This window comes from Novosphingobium sp. BW1 (assembly GCF_008107685.1).
Taxonomy (GTDB): domain Bacteria; phylum Pseudomonadota; class Alphaproteobacteria; order Sphingomonadales; family Sphingomonadaceae; genus Novosphingobium.
Map to the genome: position 1 here is coordinate 1 of NZ_VIRF01000064.1, position 17,761 is coordinate 17,761.

General features: G+C 65.6%; 17 protein-coding genes. 12 read left to right on the top strand and 5 right to left on the bottom strand.

What is annotated here, in order from left to right:
• On the bottom strand, positions 1–345 hold a 345-nt coding region (locus FMM79_RS08870), incomplete at its 3' end, for a helix-turn-helix domain-containing protein (RefSeq protein WP_148627151.1).
• Between the two features lie 148 nt (positions 346–493).
• On the opposite strand from FMM79_RS08870, the gene FMM79_RS08875 reads away from it, so the two are divergent.
• Both FMM79_RS08875 and FMM79_RS08880 read left to right on the top strand, forming a co-directional pair.
• Positions 494–1,195, top strand: coding sequence for a Crp/Fnr family transcriptional regulator (locus tag FMM79_RS08875; RefSeq protein WP_148627152.1), 702 nt, complete (start codon positions 494–496; stop codon positions 1,193–1,195).
• 168 nt (positions 1,196–1,363) lie between these two features.
• Entirely contained in the window at positions 1,364–1,810 is a 447-nt protein-coding gene (locus FMM79_RS08880; RefSeq protein WP_240339074.1) for a GtrA family protein, read from the top strand.
• A gap of 104 nt (positions 1,811–1,914) precedes the next feature.
• Here FMM79_RS08880 and FMM79_RS08885 read toward each other — a convergent pair whose 3' ends face one another.
• Positions 1,915–2,613 (bottom strand): OmpW family protein, encoded by a 699-nt coding sequence (locus FMM79_RS08885; protein ID WP_148627154.1) that lies wholly within the window; start codon positions 2,611–2,613, stop codon positions 1,915–1,917.
• Positions 2,614–2,844: 231 nt separating this feature from the next.
• Here FMM79_RS08885 and ccoN point away from each other — a divergent pair, with 231 nt between their 5' ends.
• The 9 genes from ccoN (at position 2,845) to hemN (ending at position 12,247) form a co-directional block, all read left to right on the top strand.
• Positions 2,845–4,506, top strand: a complete 1,662-nt coding sequence (ccoN, locus tag FMM79_RS08890) for a cytochrome-c oxidase, cbb3-type subunit I (RefSeq protein ID WP_148627155.1) — start codon at positions 2,845–2,847, stop codon at positions 4,504–4,506.
• A 25-nt stretch (positions 4,507–4,531) separates the two neighbouring features.
• Positions 4,532–5,281, top strand: a complete 750-nt coding sequence (gene ccoO / locus FMM79_RS08895; protein ID WP_148627156.1) for a cytochrome-c oxidase, cbb3-type subunit II — start codon at positions 4,532–4,534, stop codon at positions 5,279–5,281.
• The gene (locus FMM79_RS08900; RefSeq protein WP_148627157.1) at positions 5,278–5,448 is read left to right on the top strand and encodes a cbb3-type cytochrome c oxidase subunit 3; all 171 of its coding nucleotides are present in this window, start codon (positions 5,278–5,280) and stop codon (positions 5,446–5,448) included. The genes ccoO and FMM79_RS08900 overlap by 4 nt, the downstream gene beginning before the upstream one ends.
• Complete coding sequence (ccoP, locus tag FMM79_RS08905) at positions 5,441–6,385, top strand: cytochrome-c oxidase, cbb3-type subunit III (RefSeq protein ID WP_148627158.1); 945 nt, start codon at positions 5,441–5,443, stop codon at positions 6,383–6,385. Before FMM79_RS08900 ends, ccoP begins: the two co-directional genes overlap by 8 nt.
• Positions 6,386–6,528: 143 nt before the next feature.
• Positions 6,529–8,013, top strand: a complete 1,485-nt coding sequence (ccoG, locus tag FMM79_RS08910) for a cytochrome c oxidase accessory protein CcoG (protein ID WP_148627159.1) — start codon at positions 6,529–6,531, stop codon at positions 8,011–8,013.
• Between the two features lie 17 nt (positions 8,014–8,030).
• Positions 8,031–8,495, top strand: coding sequence for a FixH family protein (locus tag FMM79_RS08915; RefSeq protein WP_148627160.1), 465 nt, complete (start codon positions 8,031–8,033; stop codon positions 8,493–8,495).
• Positions 8,492–10,648, top strand: a complete 2,157-nt coding sequence (locus tag FMM79_RS08920; RefSeq protein ID WP_148627161.1) for a heavy metal translocating P-type ATPase — start codon at positions 8,492–8,494, stop codon at positions 10,646–10,648. Before FMM79_RS08915 ends, FMM79_RS08920 begins: the two co-directional genes overlap by 4 nt.
• A gap of 11 nt (positions 10,649–10,659) precedes the next feature.
• Entirely contained in the window at positions 10,660–10,827 is a 168-nt protein-coding gene (gene ccoS, locus FMM79_RS08925; RefSeq protein WP_148627162.1) for a cbb3-type cytochrome oxidase assembly protein CcoS, read from the top strand.
• Between the two features lie 106 nt (positions 10,828–10,933).
• Positions 10,934–12,247: an oxygen-independent coproporphyrinogen III oxidase gene (gene hemN, locus FMM79_RS08930; RefSeq protein WP_148627163.1), complete on the top strand. Its 1,314-nt coding sequence runs from the start codon at positions 10,934–10,936 to the stop codon at positions 12,245–12,247.
• Here hemN and FMM79_RS08935 read toward each other — a convergent pair.
• The 3 genes from FMM79_RS08935 to FMM79_RS08945 form a co-directional block, all read right to left on the bottom strand.
• Complete coding sequence (locus FMM79_RS08935; protein ID WP_148627164.1) at positions 12,231–12,524, bottom strand: histidine kinase; 294 nt, start codon at positions 12,522–12,524, stop codon at positions 12,231–12,233. The two genes, hemN and FMM79_RS08935, sit on opposite strands and share 17 nt — an antisense overlap.
• A gap of 287 nt (positions 12,525–12,811) precedes the next feature.
• On the bottom strand, positions 12,812–14,422 hold the full coding sequence (locus FMM79_RS08940) for an amino acid ABC transporter ATP-binding/permease protein (protein ID WP_240339075.1): 1,611 nt from the start codon (positions 14,420–14,422) through the stop codon (positions 12,812–12,814).
• Positions 14,419–15,975 carry an ABC transporter ATP-binding protein/permease gene (locus FMM79_RS08945; RefSeq protein ID WP_148627165.1) on the bottom strand — a complete coding sequence of 519 codons (1,557 nt, stop codon included), beginning with the start codon at positions 15,973–15,975 and terminating at the stop codon, positions 14,419–14,421. Before FMM79_RS08945 ends, FMM79_RS08940 begins: the two co-directional genes overlap by 4 nt.
• A gap of 200 nt (positions 15,976–16,175) precedes the next feature.
• Here FMM79_RS08945 and FMM79_RS08950 point away from each other — a divergent pair, with 200 nt between their 5' ends.
• A complete protein-coding gene (locus tag FMM79_RS08950; RefSeq protein ID WP_205466584.1) occupies positions 16,176–17,759 on the top strand; it encodes a cytochrome ubiquinol oxidase subunit I in 1,584 nt (527 codons plus the stop codon).
• The last annotated feature ends 2 nt before the right edge of the window (positions 17,760–17,761 follow it).

A 17,761-nucleotide genomic window follows, 5' to 3' on the forward strand; every position in this document is an offset into this window, starting at 1 on the left:
CGCCCGCACCGTCCAATGGGTGGCCTCATGGCTGGGTGGTTCCAGCGTCAGCGCAACGACCTTGTCGACCAAAGCCGCATCGAGAGGCGCGATCCCCGGAGGTCGGGTCTTGTCGCGCAGCAGCCCATCCACGCCTTCGGCCATGTACCGTTCCTGCCAGCGCCACACGCACGGCTTGGATTTGCCAGTCGCCTCCATGATCGCCTGCGTTCCTAGCCCTTGAGCCGTCAGCAGAATGATCCGCGCCCGCCAAACATGCTTTTGAGGAGAACTACGCGCTGCGACAATCGCTTCGAGCCGCTTGGTGTCCGGTCCTGTAACCTCAATCTGGATGCCCGTTCGCATGCGCCATCTTCGCATGTCCCCCCGTTCAAGGGAATCCCGAAAACGGAATCATCTGTTCCGATCAATCCACTAGTTACTTTCCATATGTAGTCGATTGAGGTATCTGCCGAAACTTGTGTGTAGCTGTAGGCCCTGATAACGGAACATAATGTCGACTTGTGACCTTTGTGTTGTCCGCAACCGGGCGATTTGTGCGTCTCTCAACGCTAGCGAACTCGAGGCCCTCAATGCGATCGGGCGCACGCGCAAGATCACGCCGGGCGAATCGCTGATCTGGGAAGGCGAGGATTCGGTCCTCGTTGCCAACGTGATCGAGGGCGTCCTCAAGCTGTCGACCAACACCGAGGATGGTCGCGAACAGATCGTGGGCGTGGTCTACCCTTCTGACTTCATCGGGCGTCCCTTCGGGGGAACCAGCGGCCACGGTGTGACCGCTCTTACCGAAGCCAAGGTCTGCGTGTTCTCGCGCCGCGATTTCGATGCCTTTGCCCGTGAGCACCCGTCGCTGGAGCACAAGCTGCTTGAGCGCACACTGGGCGAACTGGACCGCACGCGCCGCTGGATGCTGCTGCTGGGCCGCAAGTCGGCGGCCGAGAAGATGGCGAGCTTCCTGGTCGAGATGACCGAGCGCCTCGGCGGCAGCGGCTGTAAGATCCCGCTTGATGCACCGCAGGAGCGCCACCTCACGCTGCCGTTCTCGCGCCAGCAGATCGCCGATGTGCTGGGCCTGACGATCGAGACGGTGAGCCGTCAGTTCACGCGCCTGCGCAACGAAGGCATCATCGACCTGCCCTCGCGCCGCGATGTCATCATTCGTGACATGGATGCACTCGCGGCCGAAGCGGGCTGATTCGCACCAGACCTGGAGCATGCAGTTCGGCGGAGCTCCGCATGCGATGCATGCGCGCGTGCACAGACAGCATGGTCGGAGCGGAAACCGTGCGTCTGCTAGCGAGTTGTGCAAGGCATGCCACCGCGTTCGAATTCGTACGATATACCGACCGGGGCGACCTCCCGCGTGCCCCCTGAAGACGCTGATCCCGGGATTGGCGGGCGCGGTTTCCTGGGCCGCGTCCTGACCCGCAAGGGGCTCGATCTCTATCTGCGCAATGCCCTCGCGAGCGTCGCGACATTTCTTCTCGATCTCGTCTTCATCTGGGTCTTGGTAGAAAAAGCCGGAGCCGGTCGGTTGCTGGCGGTCGCACTGGGCTTCCTGTTGGCAAATGCGCTCCACTACGTTCTGGCGCGGGTCTGGATCTTCCGGGGCAGTGCGCGCGGGATGGCCTCGGGCTATGTACTTTTCGTCGGCAACGCGCTGGTGGGGCTGGCGCTTATTCTGGGTGCTTTCACGCTGCTGAGCGATGTCCTGAGCGTGCCCTATCTGGCCGCTCGCATCGCGGCCTCGCTGGTGGCGGGGACTGCAGTGTTCCTGTTCAACGCGACGGTCAATTTCGGGAAGCTGTAGACGGGCCCGCGACAGACACGAAAAAAGGGGGAGCGGTTTGCTCCCCCCTTTCCGCGCATGCAGCGTGTGTCCCTTGAAGTGGAGGCCCTGGGCCTCGTCCGGACTCAAAAGCGGTAGGTGACGCCCGCGCTGAGAACCCAGGGATCGAGGTTGTGCTTGGTCTCGAGCACCTTGGTGTCCTCGACATAAAATTTGGCGGTCGGCTTCATGAAGTACTTCTTGGCGTCGAGCGAGACACCAAAGCCGCTGTCGCCGAGCGCGATATCGACACCGCCCTGCAGCGCCACACCGAACGAGTTGGACATCTTCACGCGGTCAACGCCCAATGCCTGGGCGGTCGCGCCCGGCTTTTCGTCGAATACGAAGAAGATCGAGGGGCCCGCGCCGATGTAGGGCTTGAAGGGCGTGCCGGTGGGCAGGTGGGCCTTGAACGTCACCGTTGCGGGCAGGATCAGGACGTGGTCGACCAGCTCGGTGCCCGAGAGGTCGGCGGCGCCGTTGACGTGGTGCTGGGTGAAGCAGCAGATCGTCTCGAGCGAGAAGTTCTGGTTGAAGAAGTATTCGACCGCGAGCGTGGGGACCACGTTGTCGTTCGCCTTGGCGTCGACGTCGCTTACGCCCATGCTGGCAAGCGTGTCGCCCAGACCCGCATCGAGGTGCTTGATCTTGTCGATCTCGCCGTTGGGCAGGACGGCCGTGCCGAGCACCTTGACCTGGAACTTGCCGTTCGGACTGCCGGCCATGGCGGGCGTGGAAAGGGCAGTGGCCGCGGCCAGGGCGACGAACATCGTCATCTTGCGCATAGTAATTTCTTCCGTTGCCGCCGGGGCCGCACCATGCGTGTCCCCCCTTTTGAGCGGCTGCGCAAATGCCTTTGCGGCAATTGCGATCAAGTTGATTTGATTACGCGCAAAACAACGGAAATCTGCCTTTAAATTCATTGCTCGCGTAATTTGATCATTATCAATGCTGGATCAGGTGTTACTCGCCAAGGCGTTCGTCAGGTTCAGCAACAGTCTCGAAAGAGAAATGATATGGTAACGGTTCTCGCGCGGGCGGGCCTCTGGCTCGCCGTGCTCTTCCTTGCCGTCATCGGGGTCGCGCTCGCGGCTGATGGGGGTTTCGCCATTCACATGAGCATCGTCGCGCTGGCCGCGCTGATTGCCGTGTGGTTCACGGTGCGGAGTGCGGATTACGGCGCGATCGCGCGCGGTATCCTCAAGATGCCCGACGAGGGACGCTACGATGACGACCCGGTTCGCTGGGGTGTCATCGCAACGGTGTTCTGGGGCGTGGTAGGCTTTGCGGCCGGCGTGTTCATCGCCGCCCAGCTCACCTGGCCCTGGCTCAACCTGGAACCTTACCTCAACTTCAGCCGCTTGCGTCCGCTGCACACCTCGGCGGTGATTTTCGCGTTCGGGGGGAACGCGCTGATCGCTACGAGCTACTATGTCGTGCAGCGCACCTGCCGGGCACGCCTGGCCTTCCCGGGCCTCGCGCGTTTCGTATTCTGGGGCTACCAGCTGTTCATCGTGCTCGCCGCCACCGGCTATGTGCTGGGCATCAGCCAGTCCAAGGAATACGCCGAGCCCGAATGGTACGTCGACTGGTGGCTGACGATCGTGTGGGTCTGCTATCTGGCGGTCTTCGTGGGCACGATCATCAAGCGCTCCGAGCCGCACATCTACGTTGCGAACTGGTTCTACCTCTCGTTCATCATCACCGTGGCCATGCTCCACGTGGTCAATAACCTCGACTGGCCGGTGAGCTTCGTCGGCTCGAAGAGCTATCCGGTCTTTGCCGGCGTGCAGGGCGCGCTGGTGCAGTGGTGGTACGGCCACAACGCGGTCGGCTTCTTCCTGACCGCCGGCTTCCTGGCGATGATGTACTACTTCGTGCCCAAGCAGGCCGAGCGCCCGGTCTATTCCTACCGTCTCTCGATCATTCACTTCTGGTCGCTGATCTTCATCTACATCTGGGCGGGGCCGCACCACCTGCACTACACCGCGCTGCCCGACTGGGCGCAGACGCTGGGCATGGTCTTCTCGATCATGCTGTGGATGCCCAGCTGGGGCGGCATGATCAACGGTCTGATGACGCTGAACGGCGCGTGGGACAAGGTCCGCACCGACCCGATCATCCGCATGATGGTCATGGCGCTCGCCTTCTACGGCATGAGCACCTTCGAGGGCCCGATGATGTCGATCAAGTTCGTCAACTCGCTCTCGCACTACACCGACTGGACCATCGGCCACGTCCACTCGGGCGCGCTGGGCTGGAACGGCATGATCACCTTCGGTGCTATTTACTACCTGGTGCCGCGCCTGTGGAACCGTGAGCGGCTCTACTCGGTGCGCATGGTCAACTGGCACTTCTGGCTCGCGACCATCGGCATCGTCTTCTACGCCGCGAGCATGTGGGTGGCGGGCATCATGCAGGGCCTCATGTGGCGTGAATACGGCGCGGACGGGTACCTCGTAAACACCTTCGCCGACACCGTCGCCCGTATGTACCCGATGTACGCGATGCGCGCCTTCGGCGGCCTGCTCTACCTCGCGGGCGGTGCGATCATGGTGCTCAACGTATGGAAGACCATCGCGGGGCAGCTGCGCGAGGAAGCGCCGATGCACAATGCCTCCTACGATCCCGAGGCTGACAAGCCGCTGCCCGGCGCCCGCGCCGCGCAGGCCAACTGAAGCGCTTGGAAAGGGAACAGGTAAAATGACTTCCATGACCGAGCGCCACAAGAAGCTCGAAAAGAACATCACCCTGCTCGGCGTCTGCGCTTTTGGTGCGGTGATCGTGGGCGGCATCGTCGAGATCGCCCCGCTGTTCTGGATCGACAACACCATCGAGAAGGTGGAGGGGATGCGCCCCTACACCCCGCTCGAACAGGCTGGCCGCGACATCTACGTGCGCGAGGGCTGCTATGTCTGCCACAGCCAGATGATCCGTCCCTTCCGTGACGAGGTCGAGCGCTATGGCCACTACAGCCTCGCCGCCGAATCGATGTACGACCATCCGTTCCAGTGGGGCTCCAAGCGCACCGGGCCCGACCTGGCGCGCGTGGGCCTGCGCTACTCGGACAGCTGGCACGTCCAGCATCTGACCGACCCGCAGTCGGTGGTGCCCGAAAGCGTGATGCCCAAGTACGGGTTCCTGGCGGAGAACGACCTCGATGTCCCCGACATCGCTGCCAATCTGACCGCGCTGCGCCACGTCGGGGTGCCTTACACCGACAAGGACATCGAGATGGCCTTGGCCGACTTGTCGGCCCAGGCCGATCCCATGGCCGACGCAGGCGACCTCGAAGAGCGTTATCCCAAGTCGCAGATCCGTGACTTCGATGGCAATCCTTCGCGCCTTACCGAAATGGACGCGCTGGTCGCCTACCTGCAGATGCTGGGCACCCTCGTCGACGTCAACGACGCGGCGGCCCAGGAGGAACTTGCCTCGGAGAAGGGCCGATGAACGCGCACTCCACCTACGAGACACTGCGGCACATTGCCGACAGCTGGGGGCTCCTCGCCATGATGCTGGTCTTCCTCGTGCTCGTCGCCTGGCCCTTCCGGCCGGGCCACCGGGCCAAGAACGAGGAAGCTGCCACCATGATCTTCAAGGACGAGAACGATGGCTGACAAGCGTTACGATGAAGCCACGCAGACCGAGACCGTCGGCCACGAATGGGACGGCATCGAGGAACTGAACACGCCGCTGCCGCGCTGGTGGCTCTGGACCTTCTATGCCTGTATCGTTTTCGCGATCGGCTACACCGTGGCCTATCCGGCCTGGCCGGGGATAAGCTCGGCGACGCAGGGCGTGCTGGGCTGGACCAGCCGCGGACAGCTCGCCGAAGAGATGGACGAGGCCGCCGCGGCGCGCGCCAAGACCGTCGCCTCGCTGGCCGACATGCCGATCGAAGAACTGCCCCAGCACCCCGAACTGATGCGCGCGGCGGTTTCGGGCGGTGCGGCGGCCTTCAAGGTTAACTGCGTGCAGTGCCACGGCGCAGGCGCGGCGGGTTCCAAGGGCTATCCCAACCTCAACGACGACGACTGGCTGTGGGGCGGTGACCTCCAGACCATCGAGACCACGCTCATCTACGGTATCCGCCAGCCGGGCGAGGACATGACACGCCAGTCGATGATGCCCAACTTTGGCAGCGACGGCCTGCTCGATGCCGGTCAGATCAGCGATGTGGCGGATTACGTCCTCAGCCTCTCGGGCAAGGCGCAGAAGAGCGTGGCGACCCAGCGCGGCGCGCAGGTCTTTGCCGACAACTGCGCGGTCTGCCACGCCGAGAACGCGAAGGGCAACCGGGACCTGGGCGCCCCCAATCTCTCCGACGCGATCTGGCTCGACGGGGGCAGCAAGGCCGAAGTCGAAGCGCAGATTCACCATCCGCACCACGGCGTGATGCCGGCCTGGGGCGAACGCCTCGATCCGGTCACGATCAAGATGCTGGCCGCCTATGTCCATTCGCTGGGCGGCGGTGAGGAGTTCACAGCTCCGGTGCCCGAAGCGGCTGGCGAAGGCGAGGATATGGCCGAAGACACGGCCGAGACACGCGAGTAACACAGGACTGACAGGGGCCGGGGTGGCAAGGACCCCGGCCTGACCCTTCAGGCGTACCCCGGCCTTCGCATGCCTTGCGAAGAGGCGGACCACACCTTCCGGGCCGCTCAGCCCCCCATTTCGATGACGGGCGGACAACGGACATGAACAAGCCAGAACCGATCACCCCCAGCGCCGAGGCTCCGGTCTCGCTCTATGCCAAGCACGAGCCGGTCTTCAACCGGCGCATCGATGGCAAGTTCCGCCGCATCAAGTGGGCGATCATGGCGGCGTGCCTGGCTATCTACTGGGTGACGCCCTGGCTGCGCTGGGACCGTGGTCCCTACGCGCCCGACCAGGCGGTGCTGATCGACCTCGAACACCGCCGTTTCTACATGTTCGGCATCGAGATCTGGCCCCAGGAATTCTATTTCGTGGCGGGCCTCCTCATCATGGCGGGCATTGGCCTGTTCCTGGTGACGAGCGCGGTGGGGCGCGCGTGGTGCGGCTATGCCTGCCCGCAGACGGTCTGGACCGACCTTTTCCAGCACGTCGACCGCCTCATCGATGGGGACCGCAACGCGCGGTTTCGCCTCTACAAGGCCCCCTGGGGGCCGGCCAAGATCGCGCGGCGCCTGCTCAAGTGGACGATCTATCTTGTGATCTCTTTTGCCACCGGCGGCGCATGGATCTTCTACTTTGCCGATGCCCCCACCCTCCACGAGGAGTTCTGGAGCGGCACGGCCGCGCCGGTTGCCTACGGCACGGCCGCGCCGGTTGCCTACGGCACGGTACTTGTCCTTACCCTCACCACTTTTGCGCTGGGCGGCTTCATGCGCGAGCAGGTGTGCATCTACATGTGCCCCTGGCCGCGCATCCAGACCGCGATGCTCGATGAGAAGAGCCTTATCGTCACCTACAAGGAGTGGCGCGGCGAGAAGCGCGGCAGCCTCAAGAAGGCGCAGAAGAATCCCGGCGAATACGGCGACTGCATCGATTGCAACCAGTGCGTTGCGGTCTGCCCCACCGGCATCGACATCCGCGAGGGAGCGCAGATAGGCTGCATCACCTGCGCGCTGTGCATCGATGCCTGTGACCGCGTCATGGCCGAAACCGGCCGTCCGCGTGGCCTCATCGACTACGCGACGCTTGAAGACGCGGAGAACGAGAAGAAAGGCCATCCGCCAACCCGGCACGCCAAGCTTATCTGGCGCCCGCGCACGCTCGTCTACTTCGCGGTATGGGCCGGCATTGGCCTGGGTCTGCTCTTCATGCTGGGCACGCGCGTCCACACCGATGTCTCGGTCGCCAAGGATCGCAATCCGCCCTATATCCTCATGAGCGATGGTTCGGTGCGCAACGGCTATACCCTGCGCCTGCACAACATGCAGAACCGTCCGCGCGAAATGGACCTTGGCATCAAGGGGCTGCCCGGCGCGGTGATGTGGACCGAGGACATGCCCCGCGAGGCCGCATCGCGGGGCCTGACGCGCACTGTCGCGCCCGATGCGACGCAGGTGGTGCGGGTCTACGTGGTGGCGCCGCAAGGCACCCGCGACCAGGAATTTGCCTTCACCCTGGAGGCGCAGGGGGAAGAGCGCGAAAGCGATACCGCCAAGGCGCAGTTCGATGCGCCTGGAGACGAATGATGGCAGGTGATACGAACATGGCGAAACGCCCCACGCGCAAGCCCTTTACCGGCAAGCACATGACGCTGATCCTGGTGGCCGGCTTCACGGTCATCGTGGGGGTCAACGTGCTCATGGCCACGCTGGCGAGCCGTACCTTCGGCGGCATTGTCGTCGAGAATTCCTACGTCGCCAGCCAGAAGTTCAACACCTGGCTCGACGAGGCCCGCCGCGAGGAGGCGCTGGGCTGGCAGGTCGCGGTCGCGCGGCGCGGCGATGGCCGCCTCCAGCTTGAACTGACCGGCGCGCCCGAAGACGCGCAAGTTCTTGCCGAGGCGCGCCACCCGCTCGGGCACAAGCCCGACCAGGCGCTGACCTTCACGCGCGGTTCGGACGGAACCTGGGCCAGCGACGCCGTCCTGCCCGAGGGGCGCTGGACGCTGCGCCTGCGTGTCGAGACGCCCGACGGTGCGATCTGGCGGACAGAGCGGGCCGTGCTGTGACCGATCTTGTGGCGCCGTACCCGGACATCGCCACGCCTCCCGAGGCCGATTTTGTCGACAGCCGCTTCACGGTTCCGGGCATGCGCTGCGCGGGCTGCATCGCCAAGGTCGAGCGCGGGCTGGGTGCCATCTCGGGTGTCGAAACTGCACGCGTCAACTTCTCGGCCAAGCGCGTGGCTGTCCATCACGCTTCCACGATCACCGACGACGATCTGATCGGTGCGCTGCGCAAGCTTGGCTTCGAGGCCGAGCGCGCCGCCGACAATCCGCTCGGCCGCGATGATGGCGAACAGCGCCGATTGGCCAGGGCGCTCGCGGTTGCGGGCTTTGGCATGATGAACATCATGCTGCTTTCGGTCTCGGTCTGGTCGGGGGCGGACGCGATCACGCGCGACATGTTCCACTGGATCAGCGCGCTTATTGCGGTGCCGGTGATCGCCTATGCTGGACGCCCCTTCTTCGCCTCGGCCGCAATGGCGCTGCGCTATCGGCGTACCAACATGGACGTGCCGATCAGCATTGGCGTTCTGCTCGCCACGGGCATGAGCCTGTATGAGACGCTGACCGGTGGCCTGCACGCCTATTTCGACGGCGCGGTGATGCTGCTCTTCTTCCTGCTCGCAGGTCGCGTGCTCGATGCAATGATGCGCAGCCGCGCGCGCTCGGGCATTGCCGCGCTGCTGGGCCGGATGGGCAAGGGCGCGCAGGTGCTGAACTCGGATGGTTCGACCCGCTACGTGGCCGCCGAAGAGCTTGCCCCCAACATGGTGATGCTGGTGGCCGCGGGCGAATCGCTCGCCGCTGATGGCGTGATCGTGGAAGGGCGCACCCGCGTTGATTCCTCGATGCTGACGGGCGAAAGCGAGCCCCGCCCCGTGCTGGAGGGCGAGACCATCCATGCCGGGATGATCAACCTGGGCGATCCGGTCCGGGTCAAGGTGACGGCTGCCGCGCAGGACACCGCGATTGCCGACATCGCGCGTCTTATGGACGAGGCCGGACAGTCGCGTTCGCGCTACGTGCGCATCGCCGACCGCGCCTCGCGCCTCTATGCGCCCGCCGTGCACAGCCTCGCCGCGCTCAGCTTTCTGGGCTGGTGGCTGGCGGGCGCAGGCGTCTACAAGGCGCTTCTCATCGCCGTCTCGGTGCTCATCATCACCTGCCCCTGCGCACTCGGGCTGGCCGTCCCCGCCGCGCAGGTCGTCGCCTCGGGCGCGCTCATGCGCCGTGGCCTTCTCATCAAGGACGGTTCCGCGCTCGAACGCCTGGCCGAGGTGGATCAGGTGCTGTTCGACAAGACCGGCACGCTGACACTGGGGGAGCCGCGCCCGGTAGACCTGGGCGTGCTCGACCCGCAAGGCCGCAGCGTCGCGCTGGCGCTGGCGCAGGCGAGCCGCCATCCGCTTAGCCGGGGGCTTGCCAAGGCGCTGCGCGCCGCCGGTACCGAACCCGCCGTGCTCGACGGCATCAGCGAGGAAGCCGGACGGGGCATGCAAGCGCGCTACCAGGGGCGTGAAGTCGCCCTTTTACGCCCTGAATTCGAGGTTGGCGGACTTGCCGTTGACCTGCTCATAGATGGCATGCGCACGCGCCTTGCCTTCTCCGATCCGCTGCGGCCTGACGTGCGTGAAACGCTCTCGGATCTTTCCGGGCAGGGCGTCACGGCGGCGATCATTTCGGGTGACCGCGAGGCCTCCGTCGGCGCTGTTGCCGAGGACCTCAAGCTCTTTGCCACCCACTCCATGAAGCCGGCCGGAAAGCTCGCGCTGCTTGAGCGGCTGAAGGGCGCTGGGCACTTCCCGCTGATGGTCGGCGATGGTCTCAACGACGGGCCTGCCCTTGCCGGAGCGCATGTCTCCCTTGCGCCGGGCGGGGCCAGCGACGTCAGCCAGCAGGCGGCTGACGCGGTCTTCGTGGGGGAACGCCTGATGCCGGTCGCACTGGCGCTGCGCGTGGCGCGCCGGACCATGGCCATCGTTCGCCAGAACTTCGCCATGGCCGCGATCTACAACGTCTTTGCCGTGCCGCTCGCGATCCTGGGGCACGTGACGCCGCTCGTCGCCGCGATTGCGATGTCGGGCAGCTCGCTCGTCGTCGTCGGCAATTCCTTGCGTCTGGCCCGCGCGGCAGGCCGGGCGAACGAGCAGGCGTAAGCGCGCGAACCATGACGATACTCGGGTTTCTGATTCCGCTCGCCCTCATCATGGGGCTCGTCGGTCTGGTCGGCTTTTTCTGGGCGATGAAGAGCGGCCAGTTCGAGGACCTCGATGGGGCGGCCAACCGCATCCTCATCGACGAAGAGGAGGACAGCGACGACGACGCGATGGGGTGAGGGAAACGCCCCTTAGCGGCCCTCCAGGCATCCCCTGTGCGATCTTGTCGACGTGGCTTGATCAATCGCAATGAAGCGCCCGGTGGGATCGCCCAAGGTCCCCTGCATGTGGACATATCACCCCGATCTGCTGGCGGTCCCGGTACCGCGCTACACGAGCTTCCCGACCGCGGCCGAATTCGGCGACGAGGTGGGCGAAGGCGATTTCGTTCAGGCTCTCGCCGACGTATGCGGGGACATATCGCTCTACGTGCATATCCCGTTCTGCGAGAAGATCTGCTGGTACTGCGGGTGCAACACAAGCGCGGCCAATAAGGCCGAGCGCGTGGCAAGCTACCTCGATGCCCTCAACCACGAGATCGGCCTTGTCGCCGAGCGCGTTCCCAAGGAGGCAAAGATCTCGCGCATCGCCTTTGGCGGGGGCAGTCCCAACGGTATTTCGCCTATCGACTTCGTGCGCATCGTCGATACGCTGATCGTCCATTTCGGGGTGACGAACCCGGTCATGTCGATCGAGCTGGACCCGCGCACGCTGGGCTCGGAATGGGCTTCGGTGATCGGGGCCATTGGCATCGATCGTGGGAGCCTTGGCGTGCAGACTTTCGCGCCGCATCTCCAGGAGGCCATCGGCCGCGTCCAGCCCACCGGCATGATCGAGAATTCGACCGCGATGCTGCGTGCGGCGGGGATCACCTCGCTCAATTTCGACCTGATGTACGGGCTGCCCGGACAGACCATGGCCGATCTCGACGATTCGCTTGAACAGACCGTGGCGCTGGGTGCAGACCGCATCGCCCTGTTCGGCTACGCCCACGTCCCGCACATGATCCCGCGCCAGCGCAAGATCGACGCAAGCGACCTGCCCGATGCCAAGGCGCGCTTCGCTATGGCCGCGCATGGCTATTCGTTCCTGCTCGATGCGGGTTATGTGCCGGTTGGCTTCGATCATTTCGCCCTGCCCGGCGACAGCCTCGCGCAGGCCATGCGCAACGGCACCTTGCGCCGTAACTTTCAGGGCTTCACCGAGGACCCGTCCGACGTGCTGCTGGGGCTCGGCGCGTCGGCGATCAGCGGTTTCCCGGGCCTCCTTGCCCAGAACGAAAAGAACACCGGGCGCTATCGCATGATGCTCTCGCAGGATCGGCTGCCGGTGAACCGGGGCATCGCGCGCACGGCGCAGGACCAGCACCGAGGGGCGGTGATCGAGGCGCTCTTGTGCGGGGGCCGTGCACGAATCGACGAGACCCTGGGCGCGGAGGCCCTGCCGTTGCTGCGCCCCTATCTCGATGCGGACCTGTGTGAGATCGATGGCGAAGATCTCGTCATTCGACCGGGCGGCGTGGCGTATGCGCGCTCGATCGCGGCGCGTTTCGATCCCTATCGCAAGGATTCGCTGCGGCGCTTCAGTTCCGCGGTTTGAGCGCGCCCTCGCGGGTGTCGAACTCGACCCCGAAGAGGTTGCCCTCGCGCCAGCGCACCAGGCCCCACAGTTCCTGACCGTCCTCCAGCCGGGCGCGCACGACGCTTTCGGCGGGCGGCGGTGTGCCGAGTGCGGCTGCGCTCAGCCCACGTGACGAAATGTCGCGCACCATCACCTCGATCGGTTGGCCGTAGGCGTCGGTGAGCGCAAAGCGCGCACACTGGCGCAGTCGCCGTTCGCGTGGGGTCGGTGTCGGTCGAAAGCGGTCATGTCCCATCCAAAACCAGAACGACGCACCGGAGCGCGAATTAAGGGCTCGGCGAAGAACTTGGCAAAGACCTTGGCATTTTCTCCACGCGTGAGCGTAGCGCGGCAAGAATTGTGATCAACGCAACTGCGATTTGACCATGATCAAAGCCGGTTCCTGCCGCATCTGCGAGAAGAGAGTTGCCGGTCGCGCACCGCTGGCTGTCTCTGGCCCCGGTGCGAACCGCTTCTCCCCACCTTCGGGCGGCCCTACCTCGTGACGGGCCGCCTGTTTTTTTGTCCGCGCGGCGCCGGCTCTCAGGTGCGGGGCAGGGCTTCGATGGGCAGGCTGTGCTGCGCCAGCGAAAGCGGATGGGGGCGGTGGGAGACCAGCACCAAGCCCGTGTCCGTGCTTTCCAGCCATCCGCCAAGGCGGCGCACCAGTTCGCGCTCGGTCGCGCCGTCGAGCCCTTCTGTGGGTTCGTCGAGCAGCAGCCAGGGACGTCCGGCCAGGAGCGCGCGGGCAAGTGAGAGGCGCTTGCGTTCCCCGCCCGAAAGCGGTGCGCCGTCCTCGCCCAGCAGCGTGTCGAGGCCTGCGGGAAGCCGCGCGATCCTTTCGTCGAGACAGGCTGTGGCGAGCGCGGCGCGCATTGCGTCCTCGGTGATCCCGGGGCGGGCGAGGCGCAGGTTGTCGGCAATCGATCCGGCAAGCAAGGGCGCGTCCTGCGCGCTGAGCGCAAACTGGCCGCGCAAGGTATCCTCGGCGCATTCGGCAAGCGGCGCATCGTCGACCCAGATCGGGGCCGTGCTGGCGCGAAGCCCGGCCAGCGCCTCGAGCGCAAGAGTCTTGCCAGAGCCGGACGCTCCCAGCAGGGCGATATGGCTGCCGGGGGCAATGGCATGGGTCCCCAGCCGCAAGGGCGCGGCGAGGAAACGCTCGGACGGCGCTGCCGGCAAAGGCTGTTCTGCCAGGTCGAGCAGGCTTTCCAGGCGGCGCAGGCCTTCCTCGACACGGGCCTGGCGCAGCGCGGTGCGTGAGATCGCCGCGAGCGCTTCGATGGCCGCCGTGGCGGCGAGCAGGCCGAGCGCGGCAAGCGCGGGGCCGCCCGACGCGGTAGCAAGGACGGCGATGGCCGCCAGAGCGCCGTAGAAGAGCTGGAAGGCTGCAACACCCGCTTCGGCACGGAACAGCGTCCAGCGTGCGGCATCAAGCCGTGTGATGGGCTCGGCCAGTTCGTCGAGGACCGTGTCGACAAGGCCATAAGCCGCGATCTCGGCGCGGGCCTGCGCCATGTCGACATAGCGGGCGCGCAGCTCTCCCAGGGCCTCGGCGGCGTCGTGTGCGGGGGCGGCGGTGAGGCGTCGCGACAGCGCGGTCACGGCGAAGGGAAAGATCACGAGCAGCCCCGCCAGCAGCAGCGCGGAAAGCCAGCCCGAAAGGGCGGCGAGGGCCACGCCAGCAAGGGCTGCGGCCAGGCTGCCGGGGCGCGTGGGCTGACGCACGATGAGGTCTTCAAGCGATTCGATATCGCCGATCAGCCGCGCGCTCGCCTCGCCCGCAGAGACATCGGGGGCATAGCGCGTGTCCTGTGCGGCAAGCAGGCGGAAGAGGCGGCTGCGCAGGTCCGCCATCGCGGTCAGCGCGGCCTTGTGGGAGAGCATCCGCTCGCCGTAGCGGCTGACCGTGCGCAGGATCGCAAGGAGGCGGATCGCCGCGCTCGGGATCAGGTAATTGAAGGTCTGTACGGCAAGGAGCCCGGAGGCGCCCGCGATGGCCGCGCCGGTCAGGAACCAGCCTGAAATGCCAAGCAGCAGCAGACCGCTCAGCGCCGCGACAATGGCTGACAGCGTGCCAAGGCGCAGCACGTGGCGGACAGGCGGCGTGGGTTTGGCCAGTTCGAACGGATGCGAAAAAGCGGCGCGGCTCACAGGGCGATCTCCTGCTGGGCAATGGCCCGGACGGCTTCATCGTGGGTGGCGACAAGGAGCGCCTTTTCGCGGCCAAGTTCCTGCAGCACGGCCACGATCTGGGCGGCGCTGGCGGCATCGAGGTCGGCGGTGGGCTCGTCGCACAGGAGGAGCGGGCGGCCTGAAAGCAGCGCGCGGGCCAGTCCGATACGGCGCCGCTCGCCGCCCGAGAGGCCCGACCCCTTGTGATCGATGACGAAGTCGAGCCCGCCGCGCGCTTCCAGCAGCGGACCCAGGCCGACCCGGCGGGCGGCGACCAGGACGGCGGCATCGCAGACTTCGGGCGCGGCAAGAGCGAGATTGCGGCGCAGCGTGCCGGGCAACAGCAGTGGGCGCTGCGCGGCCCAGGCCACGTCGGCGGGGTCGAGAGGATGTCCGGCAAAGGTCGTGATCCGGCCCGAGGTGGCCTCGATTTGCCCGGCGATGGCGGCCAGTGTGCTGGTCTTGCCGCTGCCTGAGGGGCCGCTCAAGGCCACGATGCCGGTGCGTGGCAGGCGCAGGTCGACAGGTCCGATGCAGACCGGCGGCCAGGTCAGGATCAGTCCCTCGACAACGAGGCCGTCGAAAGGAGAGGGCGCTGCGCTGGACACTTCTTCCGCCTCCTCCTGCCCGGGCGCATAATCGGCCAGCGCGCTCTCAGCCGCCTCGCCCATCTGCTTCTCGTGGTAGGCGGCGGCAAGACGGCGCATGGGCAGGTAGACCTCGGGCGCCATCGCGAGCGCAAAGAAGGCGCGGCCCAGCGTCAGCGGCTCGGGCGGGGTGAAGGGCAAGAGGCCCAGCAGCGCGAAGCCGCAGTAGATGGCAACCAGTGCCACCGCGATGGCGGCGAAGAATTCGAGCACCGCGCTCGACAGGAAGGCCGCGCGCAGTACCGCGACGGTGCGCATCGCCACGCCATGGGTGGCGTCCTCGACCTGGCGGGCGATGCGTGCCTGCGCGCCGAAGTGGCGGATGAGAGGGAGGTGCCGGACCCGGTCGACGAAGAGTCCGGAGAGCGCGGCCAGGGCGTCGAGCTGGCGCTCCGAGGCCCGCCGCGCGGCGGTCCCGGCAAAGATCATGCCGACCACGAAGGGCAGCAGCGTCGCCAACAGGATGAGCGCGGAGAACCAGCTGGCCAGGGCGATGAGACTGATGGCCAACAGCGGTCCGACCACGGCCGAGACGCGGGCCGGCTGGAAGCGCGCGCCGTGCTCTTCGATGGCCTGGACGTGATCGATGGCAAGCGCCGCGCTGGTTCCCGCGCTGACCGGGGCGGGCAGACGCCCGCCGAGCAGGCGCGACATCGCAGCGCGGCGCCAAGGGTTTGCAGCGATTTGCGCACCTGGCATTGCGTAATGGTGCACGAGTACCACGCTGGCCGCGCGCACAAGGGCGCCTCCTGCGAGGCATGCGAGCCATCCATCAAGGGCCGTGCGCGCCACAAGTGCTTCCACGCCGCCGGAAATTCCCCAGGAAAACAGGGCCGCACCGAGAATATCGAGGGCCCAGAACTGCCCGGCTCTTTTGGGTTTCATAAATAGGCAACTGTGTAAGTGATATTGACTTGAGACCTGGCGAGGCCTAGGCGGGGGCTATTGAGTGCAAGCGCGTGACGCAAGTGCCGCGTGCCGGCACGCCGCTACTTGGGATTGACTGCGATCAATGCCCGGAATGCCTTGGCGCTCCAAGGGGCTACGCACGGATCGCACCAAAATTGCAAAGGTGACCCCCCATGATCGACTTCGCTGTCGTCGAATTGTCACGCCTTCAGTTCGCCCTCACGGCACTCTACCACTTCCTCTTCGTACCGCTCACCCTTGGCCTGTCCTTCATGCTGGTCATCATGGAGAGCGTCTATGTCATTACCGGACGGCCGATCTGGCGCGACATCACGCGCTTTTGGTCCAAGCTGTTCGGTATCAACTTCGTCCTGGGTGTCGCCACCGGCCTCACCATGGAGTTCGAGTTCGGGACCAACTGGTCCTATTATTCGCATTACGTGGGCGACATCTTCGGTGCGCCGCTCGCGATCGAGGGCCTGATGGCCTTCTTCCTTGAAGCGACGTTTGTGGGTCTGATGTTCTTTGGCTGGGACCGCCTCTCCAGACGCGGCCACTTGCTGACCACGATCATGGTGGCGCTGGGCTCCAACCTCTCGGCGCTGTGGATCCTCATTGCCAACGGCTGGATGCAGCACCCGGCTGGTTCGAGCTTCAATCCCGACACTATGCGCATGGAGGTGACGAGCTTCTTCGATGTCGTCTTCAACCCCGTCGCGCAGGCCAAGTTCGTCCACACCGTGAGCGCGGGCTACGTGACTGCCAGCGTCTTCGTTCTAGGCGTTGCCTCGTACTACCTGCTGCGCGGCCGCTTCCTAGAGCTTGCCAAGCGCAGCTTCACCGTGGCGGCCGCCTTTGGCCTGGCCTCTTCGCTTTCGGTCGTCGTGCTGGGCGATGAAAGCGGCTATGCCCTTGGTGACAACCAGCAGATGAAGCTCGCCGCTATGGAGGGCATGTGGCACACCGAAGCCAGCCCGGCCGGCCTCTCGGTCATTGCCTTCCCCTCGCAGGAAAAGCGCGAGACGCTCTTCGAGGTCAAGGTGCCCTACGTGCTGGGCCTGATCGCCACGCGTTCGCTGACCGGCCAGGTCGAGGGTATCTATCCCCTCGTCGCCGAGGCCCGCGGCCGTATTGAGAACGGCCTTGTCGCCTATGATGCGGTCGAGAAGCTCAAGTCTGACCCTGCGAACACCGCGGCGCGCGCGCAGTGGGAGAGCGCCAAGAACGATCTTGGTTACGCGATGCTGCTCAAGCGCTATGTCGCCGATCCGCGCACGGCTGATGCCGTGACCATCGACAAGGCGGCCTGGGACACCGTGCCCGAAGTGCCCGTCCTGTTCTGGGGCTTCCGCGCCATGGCGGGCATCGGCTTCCTCCTCGTCGCCTTCTTTGCCACGGCCTTCGCGTTTTCCACGATGCGCCGCTTCGACAAGCGCTGGTTCCTGCGTGCGGCTCTCTTCATCATGCCGCTGCCCTGGTTGGCAGTGGAGCTGGGCTGGATCGTCGCCGAAGTCGGGCGTCAGCCCTGGGCGGTCGACGGCGTGCTGCCGACGTTCCTCGCCAACTCAAGCCTGACCGTACCGCAATTGTGGACCACGATTGCCGGTTTCACGCTCCTTTACGGCGCGCTGGCGGTGATCGAGGTGCGCCTCATGCTCGCCTCGATCCGCAAGGGACCGGAGGAATACCGCCCCTGGCGTCCGGGCCGCGAAGAGAGCGCCGAAGTCGCGACGGCCTATACCGCCGTCCCCGCGGAATGATC

Excerpts from the sequence above, each read along its gene's own strand:
- FMM79_RS08875 (WP_148627152.1), top strand. The coding sequence starts at position 494 with ATGTCGACTTGTGACCTTTGTGTTGTCCGCAACCGGGCGATTTGTGCG.
- FMM79_RS08885 (WP_148627154.1), bottom strand. The coding sequence starts at position 2,613 with ATGCGCAAGATGACGATGTTCGTCGCCCTGGCCGCGGCCACTGCCCTT.
- ccoN (WP_148627155.1), top strand. The coding sequence starts at position 2,845 with ATGGTAACGGTTCTCGCGCGGGCGGGCCTCTGGCTCGCCGTGCTCTTC.
- ccoO (WP_148627156.1), top strand. The coding sequence starts at position 4,532 with ATGACTTCCATGACCGAGCGCCACAAGAAGCTCGAAAAGAACATCACC.
- FMM79_RS08900 (WP_148627157.1), top strand. The coding sequence starts at position 5,278 with ATGAACGCGCACTCCACCTACGAGACACTGCGGCACATTGCCGACAGC.
- ccoP (WP_148627158.1), top strand. The coding sequence starts at position 5,441 with ATGGCTGACAAGCGTTACGATGAAGCCACGCAGACCGAGACCGTCGGC.
- ccoG (WP_148627159.1), top strand. The coding sequence starts at position 6,529 with ATGAACAAGCCAGAACCGATCACCCCCAGCGCCGAGGCTCCGGTCTCG.
- FMM79_RS08915 (WP_148627160.1), top strand. The coding sequence starts at position 8,031 with ATGGCGAAACGCCCCACGCGCAAGCCCTTTACCGGCAAGCACATGACG.
- ccoS (WP_148627162.1), top strand. The coding sequence starts at position 10,660 with ATGACGATACTCGGGTTTCTGATTCCGCTCGCCCTCATCATGGGGCTC.
- hemN (WP_148627163.1), top strand. The coding sequence starts at position 10,934 with ATGTGGACATATCACCCCGATCTGCTGGCGGTCCCGGTACCGCGCTAC.
- FMM79_RS08935 (WP_148627164.1), bottom strand. The coding sequence starts at position 12,524 with ATGGGACATGACCGCTTTCGACCGACACCGACCCCACGCGAACGGCGA.
- FMM79_RS08945 (WP_148627165.1), bottom strand. The coding sequence starts at position 15,975 with ATGAAACCCAAAAGAGCCGGGCAGTTCTGGGCCCTCGATATTCTCGGT.